The organism is Aeromonas sp. Marseille-Q7275, from assembly GCF_965119515.1.
The window spans coordinates 68,295-83,038 of sequence record NZ_CBCPLW010000001.1 but is presented as its reverse complement, the minus strand read 5'-3'; the positions used below and the strand labels follow the sequence as shown (position 1 = coordinate 83,038).

Sequence of the window (14,744 nt, the reverse complement as noted above, 5' to 3'; positions counted from 1 at the left end):
ATTGACTCGAAAGAATCTCAACCCTCAGAAATAACAAAAATTAACACACAATAAGTTATTTTTTGTGACACCTGCCTGATATTTCATCGCCGCAAGCCTCTACTATCGGCTCATCAGTCGTAATCGAGGAATCACGAGATGAGCACTCCCTATCATGTTGCGGTCATCGGCCTGGGCGCCATGGGCATGGGCGCCGCCCGCTCCTGCCTGCGGGCCGGGCTCACCACCTATGGCATCGACCTCAGAGAGCAGGCCCGCAGCCAGTTGCAGCAGTCCGGTGCCGCCGCCGTCATGGCCGATGCCAGACCCCTGGCCGAGACCCTCGATGCCGTGCTGTTGCTGGTGGTCAACGCCACCCAGGTGCGCCGCATCCTGCTCGGCGAAGAGGGGCTGGCCCGCCACCTCAAACCGGGCACCGCCATCATGGTCTCTTCCACCATAGCGGCCGAAGAGGCGAGCGCCCTGGCCGCCGAGCTGGCGCAGCTGGGGCTGCCGATGCTGGATGCGCCGGTTTCCGGGGGCGCCATCAAGGCCGATGCCGGCGAGATGACGGTGATGGCCGCAGGCTCAGACGCCGCCTTCGACAAGCTGGCCCCGGTACTGGATGCAGTGGCCGGCAAGCTCTACCGGGTCGGCAGCGAACCGGGCCAGGGCAGCACGGTCAAGATCATCCACCAGCTGCTGGCCGGGGTGCACATCGCGGTGGCCGCCGAGGCCATGGCCCTGGCCAGCCGGGCCGGCGTCTCCCTGGATCTCATGTATGACGTGGTGACCCATGCCGCCGGCAACTCCTGGATGTTTGAAAACCGCATGCCCCGGGTGCTGGCCGGTGACTACCAGGCCCGCTCCGCGGTGGACATCTTCGTCAAGGATCTCACCCTGGTGGCGGACACCGCCAAGGCGCTGCGCTTCCCGTTGCCGCTCGCGAGCACCGCGCTGAACATGTTCCTCGACGCCAGCAACGCAGGGCACGGCCAGGAAGATGACAGCGCCGTCATCAAGACGTTCTCCGGCATCCAGCTGCCGGGTCAGGAGGAGCAAGCATGAAACTCGGTGTCATCGCAGACGACTTCACCGGCGCCACCGACATCGCCGGTTTCCTGGTGGAGAACGGCCTCTCCACCATCCAGTTTGCCGGCATCCCGACAGCGGCGGATCTGACCGGGGTCGATGCAGTGGTGATCAGCCTCAAGAGCCGCTCCTGCCCGGCCGATGAGGCGGTGCGCGACTCCCTGGCGGCCCTGGCCTGGCTCAAGGCCCGCGGCTGCCCGCGCATCTACCAGAAATACTGCTCCACCTTCGACAGTACGGCGACGGGCAATATAGGCCCGGTCACCGACGCCCTGCTGGCGGCGCTGGAGAGCCGGTTCACCCTGATCTGCCCGGCCCTGCCAGTGAACGGTCGCACCGTCTATCAGGGCAACCTCTTCGTCGGTGCCCAGCCGCTGGCCGAGTCCGGCATGCGCCACCACCCCATCACCCCCATGACCGACAGCAACCTGCTGCGGCTGATGGAGGGGCAGGCCGCTGGCCGCGCCGGTCTGGTGCCGTTCACCACCATAGCGCAGGGTGCCGCCGCCATTGCCGACGCCTTCGAGCAGCTAACACAAGCTGGCGTGCGCTACGCCGTGGTCGACACCCTGACCGAGCAGCACCTGCTGGACATCGCCACCGCCGCCCTCCACATGCCCCTGGTGACCGGCGGCTCCGGCCTCGCCATCGGCCTGGCCCGTCAGCTTGGCAGCGGCGATCAGCAGGGTGCCCGCGAAGCGGGCTGGCCCAGAGGCACCCGCGCCGCTGTGCTGTCGGGCTCCTGCTCCGAGATGACCAACCGCCAGGTGGCCCGCTATCGCCAGCACGCCCCCGCCCTGGCGCTGGACGTGGTGCGCGGCCTCGAAGAGGCCGACTATCCGGCCGAGCTGGCGCGCTGGGTGCTGGACCAGCCCCTGTCCCCGGCGCCGCTGGTCTACGCCACCACCAGCCCGGTTGAGCTGGCCCGCATTCAGGAGACCCACGGCCAGCAGGCGGCCAGCGATGCGGTGGAGCACTGCTTTGCCCGCCTCGCCCAACTGCTGCAAGGCGCCGGGGTGGACCGCTTCATCATCGCCGGTGGCGAGACCTCGAGCCGGGTCACCCAGGCCCTCGGCGTCAAGGCGTTCCACATAGGCCCGCAAATCGCCCCCGGTGTGCCCTGGGTGCGGGCCATCGACGCCCCCCTGTCGCTGGCCCTCAAGTCCGGCAATTTCGGGAGCGACGACTTCTTCGACAAGGCTCAGGAGTACTTCCATGACTGAACAGGCACTGCGCGACACCATGGTGATGCTGGGGGCCTCCCTCTTCCAGCGCGGTTATGCCACCGGGGGCGCCGGCAACCTCTCCGCCCTGCTGCCGGACGGTACCCTGATCGCCACCCCCACCGGCTCCTGCCTGGGACGTCTGAGCGCCGACAGGCTCTCTCACGTCAACCTGCAGGGGGAGCACCTGGGGGGTGATCGCCCCTCCAAGGAGGTGGCATTTCACCTCGCCATCTACCACAACAATCCGCACTGCCGGGCCGTGGTGCACCTGCACTGCACCCACCTGACCGCCCTCTCCTGCCTGGAGGGGCTGGATCCGGCCAACGTCATCCGCCCCTTCACTCCCTACTACGTGATGCGGGTCGGCCAGTTGCCGCTCATCCCCTACTACAGGCCGGGGGATGCCCGCATCGCCGAGGAGCTGGGGCGCCGCGCCCCCGAGGGCAACGCCTTCCTGCTGGCCAACCACGGCCCAGTGGTGACGGGCAAGGATCTCGTCGATGCGGTCAACAACATGGAAGAGCTGGAGGAGACGGCGCGCCTGGCACTGATGCTCCATGGCCACTCCATCCGCTACCTGAGCGAACCAGAGATCGATGAATTGAGGAGGATGAAACCATGAGCCAGCCCTGGATCACCCCTCTGACCCGATACAAAAACAACGCATTGAGGAGCATCACGCCATGAGCAAGTTTGCCGCCAATCTCACCATGCTGTTTACCGAGCTGCCGTTCCTGGAGCGCTTCGCCGCCGCCCGCGACGCAGGCTTCGCCGCGGTGGAGTTCCTCTTCCCCTACCAGTGGCCGGCCGCCGAGCTTGGCCGCCGCTTGCGCGAGCAGGGGCTCTCCCAGGCCCTGTTCAACATGCCGCCGGGCAACTGGGGCGCGGGGGAGCGCGGCATGGCCGCCATCCCGGGGCGGGAGGCGGAGTTTCGCGCCCACCTGCCAACCGTCCGTGACTACGCCCTGGCGCTCGGCTGCACCAAGGTGCACGCCATGAGCGGCATTGTGGACCCTGCTCATAGCCTCTCGGCCCACCGCCAGACCCTGATCGACAACATCCGCTTCGCCGCCGACTTCCTGGCCGAAGACGGCATCAAGGTACTGCTCGAGCCGCTCAACGATCGGGACGTGCCCGGCTACTTCCTGGCCCACCAGCTCGACGCCCTGGCCCTGGTGCAGGAGATAGACAGACCCAACGTGGGGGTGCAGCTCGACCTCTACCACGCCCAGATCATGGACGGGGATCTCACCCGTCTCATCGGCAAGCTGGGCCCGGCCATCGGCCATGTCCAGATCGCCTCGGTACCGGATCGCCACGAGCCGGACGAGGGGGAGATCGCCTACCCCCACCTGTTCAAGGTGCTGGCGCAGGCGGGCTACCACGACTGGATAGGCTGCGAGTACAACCCCAGAGCCGGCACCCGGGAAGGGCTGGGCTGGCTGACACAACAATAACGACCCTGAACATGAACGAGTCTGAGGATAACAAGATGCAGATCATCATCACCGGCGGCGGTGGCTTCCTGGGCCAGAAACTGGCCCGGGCCCTGCTGCAAGGCCCCCACCCCTTCACCGAGCTGCTGCTGGTAGACATCCAGCAGCCGCAATCCCCCCTGCCGGACCCCAGGGTTCGCTGCCTGCGGGCCGACCTCACCGAACCCGGTGTCGCCGAGTCCCTCATCAGCGAGCGGACCGCCGTGGTCTATCACCTGGCGGCCATCGTCAGCAGCCATGCGGAGCAGGACTTCGATCTGGGCTGGAAGGTCAACCTGGACACCACCCGCACCCTGCTGGAGGCCTGCCGCCATGCCCGCCCCGGCATCCGCTTCGTCTTCACCAGTTCGCTCGCCGTCTATGGCGGCCCGCTGCCGGCGCTGGTGAATGACGGCACGGCGCTCACCCCCACCTCCTCCTACGGTGCCCAGAAGGCCATGGGGGAGCTGCTGGTCAACGACTACAGCCGCAAGGGCTATGTGGATGGTCTGGTACTGCGCCTGCCCACCATCTGCGTGCGGCCGGGCAAGCCGAACCGCGCCGCCTCGTCGTTCGTCAGCAGCATCATCCGCGAGCCGCTGCAAGGGGAGAGCGCCCTCTGCCCGGTGAGCCCGGATCTGCGCCTCTGGCTCTCCAGCCCCGCCACCGTGGTCGCGAACTTCCTGCTGGCGGCCAGACTTCCCGCCACAGGTGACGCCCGCAGCATCAACCTGCCCGGCATCAGCGTCACCGTCGGCGAAATGCTGGAGGCCCTCGCCCTGGCCGGTGGCCAGGCGGCCCGGGATAGGGTGCAGTTTGCCGCCGATCCGGCCATCGAGCGCATAGTCGCGAGCTGGCCGGGACGCATCGACAACCAGCGGGCCAGCGCCCTCGGCTTCGCGGCAGACAGGACGTTTGCCGACATCATCGACAGTTTCATCACCCATGACATGCAGGAGGCATCATGAGCGACATCCCAACCCCCATCATAGGTCTCATCATCGCGGTCTTCGTGCTGGTGTTCCTGGTCATCCGTACCCGGGTGCACGCCCTGATCGCCATGCTGGCGGCGGCCTGCATCGCCGGCATCACCGGCGGCATGAGCATCGACAAGACCCTCACCGTGATCACCCAGGGCTTTGGCTCCACCCTCGGCAGCATCGGCATCGTCATTGGCCTGGGGGTCATGATGGGTCGCCTGCTTGAGGTCTCCGGCGCCGCCGAGCAGATCGCCTACAGCTTCATCAAGTGGCTCGGCAAGCGCCGCGAGGAGTGGGCCCTGGCCATCACGGGCTACATCGTCAGCATCCCCATCTTCGTGGACTCCGCCTTCGTCATCCTCTATCCGGTGGCCAAGGCGCTGGCGAAAAGCGGCAAGCGCTCCATCCTGACCCTGGGGGTCGCCCTGGCGGGCGGCCTGGTGGTGACCCACCATACGGTGCCACCGACCCCGGGCCCGCTCGGTGTCGCCGGCCTGTTTGGCGTGGACATCGGCGCCATGCTGCTGACCGGCATGGCCCTGGCCATCCCCTGCGTGCTCGGCATCGTCTTCTATGCCCAGTGGCTCGACAAGAAGTACCCCGAGTTCGGCGCCCAGGCAGCCCAGGCCCCGGACGAGCTGCAAGCCACCTACGAGCAGTACCTCAAGGAGAAGGAGGGCAAGACCCTGCCGAGCCTGACCCTGTCGCTGCTGCCGATCCTGGTGCCCATAGTGCTCATCTTCGTCAAGGCCATCTTCACCACCCTGGCCACCCTGGAGGGCATGGACGGCCTGATGGCGAATCCCCTGGTGCAGGGCATCAACTTCATCGGCACCCCCATCATAGCGCTCGCCATCAGCGTGCTGCTGGCGGTCTATACGCTAGTCCCGCACATGGACAGACATGCCACCGCCGCCCGTCTCGAAGAGGGGTTGCAATCGGCCGGCATCATACTGCTGGTGACCGGTGCCGGCGGAGCCCTGGGGGCCGTGCTGCGCGACAGCGGCGCGGGTCAGCAGCTCGCCGAGCAGATAGCCCAGCTGCCCATCTCCCCCATACTGATCCCCTTCATAGTGGCAACCCTGGTGCGCCTCATCCAGGGGTCCGGCACAGTGGCCATGGTGACGGCGGCCTCCATCTCCGCCCCCATACTGGCGCAGATCCCCGGGGTCAACATGCTGCTGGCCGCCCAGGCCGCCACCATGGGGTCGCTCTTCTTCGGCTACTTCAACGACAGCCTGTTCTGGGTGGTCAACCGCATGATGGGGATCTCCGACGTGAAGCAGCAGATGATCGTCTGGTCCATCCCGACCACCATCGCCTGGGCCATCGGCGGCACCGGCGTCGCCCTGCTGAACCTGATGTTCGGCTCCGGCGGCACCTGGTTCGACCCCGTGCTGCCGCTGCTGGTGCTGGCGCTCATCGTCTGGTACGTCAAGGGGCAGTCCCTGACCCCGGCGGCCGGCGCCGTCCCGAGCCGGGAGTCCTGACCCGCGCCGTCAAGGCAACGCTGTGTGACGAGGGCCAGTCTGCTAGACTGGCCCTCTTTTTTCTTCATCTTGCAAAGGAGTGTTGGATGTCTGCTTCTTCCTGGTGGGACAAGTCCACCGGTTTTGCGCTGCTCACCATCTTGCTGTGGGCCTCCCTCGCGGCGCTCACCTCCCGGATCACCAGCGTGTCTCCCCTGGTGCTGGTGGGGCTGGTGCTCTTCTTCTGCGGCGCGGGCACCCTGCCGTTCTGGCGCCAGTGGCGCGCCAGCCGTCTCACCTGGCTGGTGACCATCACGGCTCTGCTGCTCTATCACCTGCTGCTGTTCATGAGCTTTCGCCACGCCCCGGTGCTGGAGGCGAACCTCATCAACTACCTCTGGCCCCTGTGCATCATCTTGTTCACGCCATTGCTGCTGCCGGGCCACCCCCTGAGCCTGCACCATCTGCTGGCCGGGGCCCTGGGTCTGGCGGGCTCGGTGCTGGTGATGGTCGATGGCAAGCTGCAACTGCAACAGGCCCATCTGCCGGGCTACCTGCTGGCCCTCGGCGCCGCCATCGTCTGGGGCGCCTATTCGGTGCTCTCCCGCCGCCTGCCCCCGGCCCCCGCCGTGGTCACGGCGGCCGCCTGCCTGCCCGCGGGGCTCCTGGCCCTGCTGCTGGCATGGATGCTGGAAGGCCCCTTGCCATTCGCCCAGATCCCCCAGGGGGACTGGCTGCTCATCGCCGGGCTGGCCCTCGGTCCCATGGGGGCGGCCTTCGTCACTTGGTATCTGGCGCTGCGAGACGGGGATCCCCGCCGCATCGGGGCCCTGGCCTACCTCACCCCCTTGCTGAGTACCCTGCTGCTGGTCTGGCTCAACGGCGAGCAGCTCACCCCGCGCCACCTGCTGGCGGGGACCCTCATCATGGGCGGTGCCCTGCTCGGCTTGCTGGTAAAGGCCCCCGGGAGCCGCAAAGCGGCACAACCGCTGTCATAAAAACGCCATCTCCCCTGCTTAAGCTCACGCCCATTGCGTGCTTCTAGCAGGACTCAGATGTGAAAATTGCCCATTATGCCTCCCTCTCTTCCCTCGTCTTGTTGCTGGTGGCCGGCGTTCAGGCCACCGCCCTCTATCACGGCTGGCAGCAGTTCAATCGGGCCGAACAGGCCCAGCGCCAGCAGGAGCGCCTGCAACAACAACTGAGCGGTCCCCTGCAGGGGGCCCTTCGCGACTACCTCGGCAGCGGCGATCCCCTGCGCCTGGCCGAGGCCCAGGGGGTGCGCCAGCAGGCGCTCGCGCTGCTTGCGCAGCTGGACGGGCAGCAAGCCGACCCGCTGCGCGCCCGGCTCGAGCAGATGGGGGCACGCATCGAGGGGGACTATCTGGCGGCGGGCAAGCTCTCCGGCAACAGCCAGTGGCTGCTGCAAAACGCCGAGAACGAGCTGAGCACCCAGGCCCGGGCGCTGCTGCGTTACGGCCAGCAGGAGGCAGACCGGGATCCGGCCAGCGCCGAGGCCTATCGCCAGGGGGCTGCCGACATACTGGCGACCCTGCCCGCCCTCGCCCACCAGCGCCAGAACTACATGGAGCAGGCCAGCGCCAAGCGCCTCGAAGGATTGCAATTCGAACTCGCCGCCCTGCAAAAGCAGGCGGATTCCCTGGCGGCCCTGCCGAGCCTGAACCTCTTCGAGGAGACCGCCGCCGACGAGTTCACCCTGGGAGAGCCGGTGCGCAAGGAGCTCGGGGAGCTGCCCAAAGCCGAGCTGGTCTCCCTGCTCAAGCGCTACCCCATGGAGCTCGAGAACAGCAGCAAAGGGCTGCAACAGCAGCAGCTGGCGCGCCAGATGGTGCAGCAGGACATCACCCAATTGCTGCAGGCCGGTGAGCAGCTGGGTGAGCGGCTCGCCGCCGCTCGCCAGACCATGAACCGGGAGCTCGCCACCGTGCTCGGCTCCCTGGCGCTCTGCCTGGTGGTGGTCGCCCTGCTGTTCGCCCTGGTGCAGCGCCGCTGGCTGGTCAGGCCCCTGCTGCGACTGCGGGCGGCCTTCCTGCAACTCGATGCCACGGGTCAGGCGCAGTTGCTGGCAACGGGGCGCGAGCGCAACGAGCTGGCCGACATAGTCGCGAGCTACAACCGCCTGATCCAGCGCCTGCAACAGGATCAGCAACAGAAGGCGGGCCAGCTCTCCAGCGTCTCCTCCAGCCTGCAGGAGATGGTGGAGCAGGTGCAGGAGATCCATCACAGCACCCGCACCACGGAGCAGGCGGTGGATGAGAGCGATACCATGATGCAGGAGCTCAATCAGCTCGCCAGCGAGGTGCACCAGGTCGCCGCCGAGATAGCGGAGCACGCCCAGCACAACGAGCACTCCATGAGCCAGAGCGAGCAACTGGTGGGGGGCATGCTGGCGGCCACCGCCCAGACCGGGCTTGCCATCGACGAGAGCAGCGGCGCCCTGGCCCAGCTGACCCGCTCGGTGGAGGATGTGACCGCCATCGTCGACGTCATCGGCCACATCTCCCAGCAGACCAACCTGCTGGCCCTCAACGCCGCCATCGAGGCGGCCCGCGCTGGCGAGCAGGGGCGCGGCTTCGCGGTGGTGGCCGACGAGGTGCGCCACCTCTCCGCCGACACCCAGCGCTCCCTCGGCCAGATCACCGAGATCCTGGCGAGCCTCACCCAGGCGGGGGATCAGCTCGCCACCGTGCTGACCCGCATCACGACGGAGGCGGCCGGGCAGCGCCAGCAGGCCGAACAGTTGCGCCAGACCACCCAGACGGTGCGGGAGATGGCGCGCAGCACCGCCGTCATCGCCCTGCAGGGGGCCGACAACGCCAGAAGCCAGGAGCACAGGCTGGCCAGCTTCGCCGCCCTCATCGGCCGCATCAGCCAGCACGCCCGCCAGGGCAGCCGTCTCTCGGTGCAGGTCTCGGAGCACATCCACCACCAGGCCCAGCAGATCCCCCGGATCCTGAGCCAGGCCTGAGTCAGCCGCCCCTCGGCTGGCCCGGCGTCCCTATGTGCGCCGGGCCTGCCCCCTCATCTGCCCTCATTCAAGTCCGCCCCCGCGCGGCCCTGCCGGATGCAGTGACCCCTGCCGGGGAGTCGGCTCGACGCCACCCGGCCAGGGGCGCCGACCCGGCAGGGCGGACATCTTTTTTTGTGACACAAAATTATATGTTGCCGTCAGGTTAACAAAGAAAGTTCTGCTTCCACGTCAAGATCCCCCCAGGTAAACGGAAAAAACCACCTGAAAGCGTTCTCATTGCCGACATGAGTGGGCTGGGAGTGCCCACATCAAGAATCATGATTATTTGCACTCGGTCATATTTTTGAAACTTCAAGGGAACTTCCGGTTGATATTTCGCACCGCGAACGTACTCTTGGTGGTGTCCGATCGCCAAGGGTCGGTACATAAAAAACAATGACTGTAAATATACAGATGACCCCTAGCCAATGCGCCAAGGCATTCGGGAACCAGGGGACGACACAGACAAGAATTTTTTGCCCTACGGGGTGTTGATTGCAATGCCAATGCCGAGCGGCGGGCCTCTGCCCGACTGCCGGAAAAAAAAGCTAAGTCCATAAAATCAGGAGCAATAACAAATGGAAAAAGTGATCTTCAAGCGCGCCTCTTTGAGTGCCGCCGTGGTTGCGGCGCTGCTCGCCCCCGGCATGGCATCCGCGGCTCAAGACATGATGAGCCCGGAATATGGCAAGTCCTATGAAGCCTTCATCGACGAAGGCAAGCTGACAGGCGGCCTGTTCTACTTCCAGCGCGAGCGTGATCGCGTCCAGGCCGGTCCGGGTCAGGATGGCAAATACCACTCCAACCTGAGCCATGCCACCACCCAGGCAGCCCTGAACTACAACTCCGGCTATGCCTGGGGCATGGTCGGGCTGGATGTCGGCGGCTTTGGCGCCTATGACCTGGCCGTTGACGAGAGCAACGGGGTCAACGAAGAGAACGAATTCTCCTTCTGGGGCGACCAGTGGGGTTCAGGTGGTGACGGTGTTCCCGAGAATGGCTTCAGCCTCTCCACCGCCGCCCTGAAACTCAAGTTCGGTGACGCTGTCACCGCCAAGGGTGGTTACACCCAGCTCTATGTACCCGGCATCCTCGGCGTCAACTGGTCCTATCAACCCGGTACCTACCGCGGTGGCCAGATCGAAGGCAACTTCGGCGGCCTCTACCTGACCTACGCCATCGCCGATGAGTACAAGGCGCCCTGGTTCAAGAACACCGCCGGCTTCTCCAAGAGCAGCCCCTATGCCAGCGATCCCTTCACAGATGCGAACAAGATCGACTACATCCACGGTCTGGCAGCCCGTTACACCTTTGAAGACGGCACTGCCATCACGGGTGGCTTCGGTCAGTCCGAAGGCTACATGGACAGCTACCACTTCAAGCTGGCTCACAAGTTTGACGTGCTGGGTGGCCTGAACACCAGCTACCAGTTCTACGGTTCAGACACCGAGAACGAAGACTATGACGGTCTGGCATGGCAACAAGCCCTGACCGCAAGCTGGGCAGCCGGTCCCTACTCCTTCCGCCTGGAAGGTATGTACACCAAGGCCGAAGGGGATCTGGGCAACTACCTGCCCCGTCTGACCCGTGGCTACGGCAACTCCCAGGGTGCGAACGAGATCTGGTGGGATTCCCGCTCAGACTGGAACCACAACGAAGAGAAGGCCGTCTTCTTCGGTACCACTCGTACCCTGGATGATCTGGTCGGTGCTCCGGGTTGGGCCGCGGGTGTCTCCGGTGCCTACGGTTGGGATGCCAACAATGGCGACGGCACTCTGGAGCCGGGCAAAGAGTGGGCCGTCAACTTCGACGTCATGTACACGGTGCAGGATGGCAAGCTGAAGGGCACGCTGTTCAAGCTGCACTACACCGATTACAACAACGAGCAGGACGACAAGGGCAGCTGGTACTACCCGAACATGTTCAGCTCCGAGCATGACGTCAAGTTCCACATCATCATGCCGTTCACCATCATGTAATCAGGCATCTGTTCTGATCGAAAACCGGGCCACGTGGCCCGGTTTTGTTTTTGGTGGCGCTCGGGCTACCATGCCATCTTCGGCCCTGTGCTGGCCGCCAATCAGGATGATCTTCATGCCCCACCCCTTCGTGCTTATCACCGGCTGCTCCAGCGGCATCGGCCTCGCCGCCGCCAACGCGCTCGGCGCCCACGGCTTCACCGTGATCGCCTCCGCCCGCAAGGCCGAGGATGTCGCCCAGCTGCAACAGCAGGGTCTGCTGGCGGTGCAACTGGATCTGGCGGACACCGCCAGCATAGAGCGGGGGGCGGCAGAGGCGCTGGCCCTGGCCGGGGGACGTCTGTACGGGCTGTTCAACAACGGCGCCTACGGCCAGCCCGGCGCGCTGGAAGACTTGCCGACGGAGGCGCTCAAGGCGCAGTTCAACACCAATCTGTTTGGCTGGCACCATCTCATTCGTCAGGTGCTGCCGGCCATGCTGGCCGTGGGCGAGGGTCGCATCGTGCAGAACAGCTCGGTGCTTGGCCTGGTGGCCATGAAGTATCGCGGCGCCTACAACGCCAGTAAGTTCGCGCTGGAAGGCTACACAGACACCCTGCGCCTGGAGCTCGAGGGCAGCGGCGTGCACATCAGCCTGATCGAGCCCGGCCCCATCGACACCCGGTTTCGCGCCAATGCCCGCGACGCCTTCGTGCGCCACATAGATCCGGCCCAGAGCCGCCATCAGGGCGCCTATCGCCAGACCCTGACCCGGCTGGAGAAGGAGGGCGCCACCAGCGGCTTCACCCTGCCGAGCGAGGCCTGCATACCGCCGCTGCTGCACGCGCTGCAGAGCAAACGCCCCAAGCATCGATACCCGGTCACCCTGCCCACCAGGCTGTTCAGCATACTGCGCCGCCTGTTGCCGAGCCGCTGGCTTGACCGGATCCTCGGCAAGTCGGCCTGATCCCCGGCGGGGGCTGATCCCCGCCTAAGCACCCGCATCTGTTCAGTAGTGCTGGCCGTTGCTGTCGCACCTGGACTTGACCGTCTGAACAGCAGCTCTATCCGCCGTGACATGCGCTCAGTAGTGCTGGCCATTGCTGTCGTACCGGGACTTGACCGTCTGGACAGCAGCTCTATCCGCCGTGACATGCGCTCAGTAGTGCTGGCCGTTGCTATCGCACCTGGACTTGACCGTCTGAACCGCAGCTCTATCCGCCGTGACATGCGTTCAATAGTGCTGGCCGTTGCTGTAGTAGGCGCTCTTGACGATGGGCAGCACCTGCACCACCACATAGGTCTGCTCCCCCAGCACCGCCTTGAGATGGCGGGTGATGAGGGCGGCGGCGGCATCCTGCATCTCCTGCGGGCGCTCGAACCAGACCAGCTCCACGAAGGGGAAGCCGGCCTCGGGCTGGCCGTCTCGTACCCACTGGCTCGGCACGCACTCCAGGGTGACGAACTCCGGCTTGCCGCCGGTCAGGGCGCAGAGATCCGCCAGCAGGGGCGTGCTTATCTGCTGCAGGGTGTCGACAGAAACTGCCCGAAAACGAAGGTGGGGCATGGGAAACCTCTTGGCTGTGACAAATGAGGACTTATCATAGAGCACTGATCCCGCTCACATAAGGTGCCTCATGAGATTCCATCGCACGCTGCTCTCCTTACTGCTTTGGCTGCTGCTGCCGCTGAACGCCTTTGCCGATCCGGCCTTCTATCGCATCAGCAAGGGCAGCGAACAGCACTGGCTGCTGGGGTCCATCCACGCGGGCAAACCCTCCCTCTATCCCCTGCCGGATCCCGTGGAGCGCGCCTGGCAGCAGAGCCGCGCCCTGGTGATGGAGGTGGACATGACCCACATCAGCCAGGCGCAGTGGCAGGAGATGGGGGCCATCACCCGGCTGGTGGATGGCAAGACCCTCAAGGATCACCTGCCCATCGACCTCTACCGGCGCACCCTGATCGCCGCCGGCCAGAACGGTCTGACCGAGAGCATGCTGGCGCCGCTGCGCCCCTGGTTTGCGGCCATCACCCTGACCCAGGCGGCCCTGGAGCGTACCGGTTATCGCGGCGAGTTCGGGGTGGATCAGCACTTCGCCAGGCGGGCAAACGACGGCGGCAAACCCATAGTCGGGCTGGAGACCCTGCTGGAGCAGCTCGGCTATCTCGCGAGCGTCGGTGACAACCAAACCCTGATGCTGGAGAGCACCCTGGATGAGCTGCCCGAGCTCAAGACCGGTTTCGATGCGGTGATGAAGGCATGGCAGGAGGGCGATCAGGCCACCCTGATCAACCTGCTCAAGGAGGAGATGGCGCCGCCCAAGCTGCAAGCCTGGCTGGAGCAGACCCTGCTGGCGGAGCGCAACCGCAACTGGGTCAAGAAGTGGCCCGACCTGCCAAACGAGAGCTTTATCGTGGTAGGGGCCCTGCACCTTTACGGCGAGCAGGGCCTGCTCGCGCTGCTGGAGCAGCAGGGCTGGCGCATCACGCCGCTCACCGAACCCGCAGCGGCAAACTGAGTCCGCCAGACCGGCCCCCTGCCGCCAGGCGGGGCGCCGGGTGCGAGGCCGCTCACAGAATGGGTTGCCGATTAAATAACCGCCGAGGGACTTGATCGAGATCATCTCACCCCACCCAAAGAGGTATCTATCATGCCTGTCATCGCGCAATGACAGGAGTGGACGAGATGGAATTCTGGATGAACCTGATGTTCGGCAACAGCGTGGGGCTGATGTCCATGCTGGTGATTATCGGCACCTTCCTGCTGATCAGCGCCTATGCGGTCTATTTCATCTACAAGGTGATGCACGCCGAGCCGCCGAAAGAGGGTCAATAACCCGGCGCGTCACCGGGTGCTGGCCCCTGAGCCCGCCCCGCCCGCCATTCTAAGCACGGGTCAGGGCCGCTATAATGCCCCCTCATTCTCATGCGGGGAGCCTGCCGTGTCTCATAACGACGAACTCTCACTGTTCCTGCAGGAAGTGGCCGACGTGCGGCCGCTGCGCAGCGACCACATAGCCCCCGTTGCGGGCAACAGCCTGCCGACCGAGGCGCAACTCGCGCGCCGGGAAGCCGCCACCGCCGAACAGCTCAATCTGGATCACCTCGGCATGGAGGCGGTCGAGATGCTGGATCCCCACGACATCGTTGGCTTCAAGCGCGACGGCGTGCAGGAGGGGGTCTACAAGAAGCTGCGGCTCGGCAAGTACGAGCTGCAAGGCTCCCTCGACCTGCACCACAAGACCATCAAGGAGGCGCGAACCGCCCTGGTGCAGTTCATCCAGGAGTGCGAGGTGCGGGACATCCGCTGCCTGCTTATCCTGCACGGCAAGGGGGAGCGCAGCACCCCGCGCGCCCTGCTCAAGAGCCATGTCAGCGCCTGGCTGCCGCAACTGCCTGCGGTGATGGCCATGCACAGCGCCGAGCGTCGCCACGGCGGCAGCGGCGCGCTCTATGTGCTGCTGCGAAAGAGCGAGCGCAAGAAGGCCGAGAACCGCGAACGTCACCAGAAGCGCCTCGCCTGACCGCCTGAGG

14 protein-coding genes are annotated in these 14,744 nt (G+C 65.5%); 13 read left to right on the top strand and 1 reads right to left on the bottom strand.

The window, feature by feature from the left end; translation table 11 throughout:
* Positions 1-138 precede the first annotated feature (138 nt).
* The 10 genes from ltnD to ACWPWQ_RS00320 all read left to right on the top strand — a co-directional run bounded on the left by ltnD (position 139) and on the right by ACWPWQ_RS00320 (position 12,177).
* Entirely contained in the window at positions 139-1,047 is a 909-nt protein-coding gene (ltnD, locus tag ACWPWQ_RS00365) for an L-threonate dehydrogenase (RefSeq protein ID WP_454008743.1), read from the top strand.
* On the top strand, positions 1,044-2,294 hold the full coding sequence (gene otnK / locus ACWPWQ_RS00360; RefSeq protein ID WP_454008742.1) for a 3-oxo-tetronate kinase: 1,251 nt from the start codon (positions 1,044-1,046) through the stop codon (positions 2,292-2,294). Before ltnD ends, otnK begins: the two co-directional genes overlap by 4 nt.
* A complete protein-coding gene (gene otnC / locus ACWPWQ_RS00355) occupies positions 2,287-2,919 on the top strand; it encodes a 3-oxo-tetronate 4-phosphate decarboxylase (protein ID WP_404837023.1) in 633 nt (210 codons plus the stop codon). Before otnK ends, otnC begins: the two co-directional genes overlap by 8 nt.
* A gap of 61 nt (positions 2,920-2,980) precedes the next feature.
* Complete coding sequence (gene otnI / locus ACWPWQ_RS00350) at positions 2,981-3,754, top strand: 2-oxo-tetronate isomerase (protein ID WP_454008741.1); 774 nt, start codon at positions 2,981-2,983, stop codon at positions 3,752-3,754.
* A gap of 35 nt (positions 3,755-3,789) precedes the next feature.
* Positions 3,790-4,740 (top strand): D-erythronate dehydrogenase, encoded by a 951-nt coding sequence (gene denD / locus ACWPWQ_RS00345; protein WP_454008740.1) that lies wholly within the window; start codon positions 3,790-3,792, stop codon positions 4,738-4,740.
* A complete protein-coding gene (locus tag ACWPWQ_RS00340; protein ID WP_429107208.1) occupies positions 4,737-6,242 on the top strand; it encodes a GntP family permease in 1,506 nt (501 codons plus the stop codon). The genes denD and ACWPWQ_RS00340 overlap by 4 nt, the downstream gene beginning before the upstream one ends.
* An 86-nt stretch (positions 6,243-6,328) precedes the next feature.
* Positions 6,329-7,219, top strand: coding sequence for a DMT family transporter (locus tag ACWPWQ_RS00335; RefSeq protein WP_454008739.1), 891 nt, complete (start codon positions 6,329-6,331; stop codon positions 7,217-7,219).
* A gap of 59 nt (positions 7,220-7,278) precedes the next feature.
* Positions 7,279-9,210, top strand: a complete 1,932-nt coding sequence (locus ACWPWQ_RS00330) for a methyl-accepting chemotaxis protein (protein WP_454008738.1) — start codon at positions 7,279-7,281, stop codon at positions 9,208-9,210.
* A gap of 620 nt (positions 9,211-9,830) precedes the next feature.
* On the top strand, positions 9,831-11,231 hold the full coding sequence (locus ACWPWQ_RS00325) for an OprD family outer membrane porin (RefSeq protein ID WP_404837028.1): 1,401 nt from the start codon (positions 9,831-9,833) through the stop codon (positions 11,229-11,231).
* Between the two features lie 115 nt (positions 11,232-11,346).
* Entirely contained in the window at positions 11,347-12,177 is an 831-nt protein-coding gene (locus ACWPWQ_RS00320; RefSeq protein WP_454008737.1) for an SDR family oxidoreductase, read from the top strand.
* Positions 12,178-12,444: 267 nt separating this feature from the next.
* Here ACWPWQ_RS00320 and ACWPWQ_RS00315 read toward each other — a convergent pair whose 3' ends face one another.
* On the bottom strand, positions 12,445-12,777 hold the full coding sequence (locus ACWPWQ_RS00315) for a DUF1904 family protein (RefSeq protein ID WP_139439700.1): 333 nt from the start codon (positions 12,775-12,777) through the stop codon (positions 12,445-12,447).
* 70 nt (positions 12,778-12,847) lie between these two features.
* Here ACWPWQ_RS00315 and ACWPWQ_RS00310 point away from each other — a divergent pair, with 70 nt between their 5' ends.
* The 3 genes from ACWPWQ_RS00310 (at position 12,848) to smrA (ending at position 14,734) form a co-directional block, all read left to right on the top strand.
* Positions 12,848-13,729: a TraB/GumN family protein gene (locus tag ACWPWQ_RS00310; protein WP_454008736.1), complete on the top strand. Its 882-nt coding sequence runs from the start codon at positions 12,848-12,850 to the stop codon at positions 13,727-13,729.
* A gap of 167 nt (positions 13,730-13,896) precedes the next feature.
* Entirely contained in the window at positions 13,897-14,046 is a 150-nt protein-coding gene (locus tag ACWPWQ_RS00305; protein WP_081805766.1) for a DUF3149 domain-containing protein, read from the top strand.
* 106 nt (positions 14,047-14,152) lie between these two features.
* Complete coding sequence (gene smrA, locus ACWPWQ_RS00300; protein ID WP_454008735.1) at positions 14,153-14,734, top strand: DNA endonuclease SmrA; 582 nt, start codon at positions 14,153-14,155, stop codon at positions 14,732-14,734.
* Positions 14,735-14,744 lie beyond the last annotated feature (10 nt).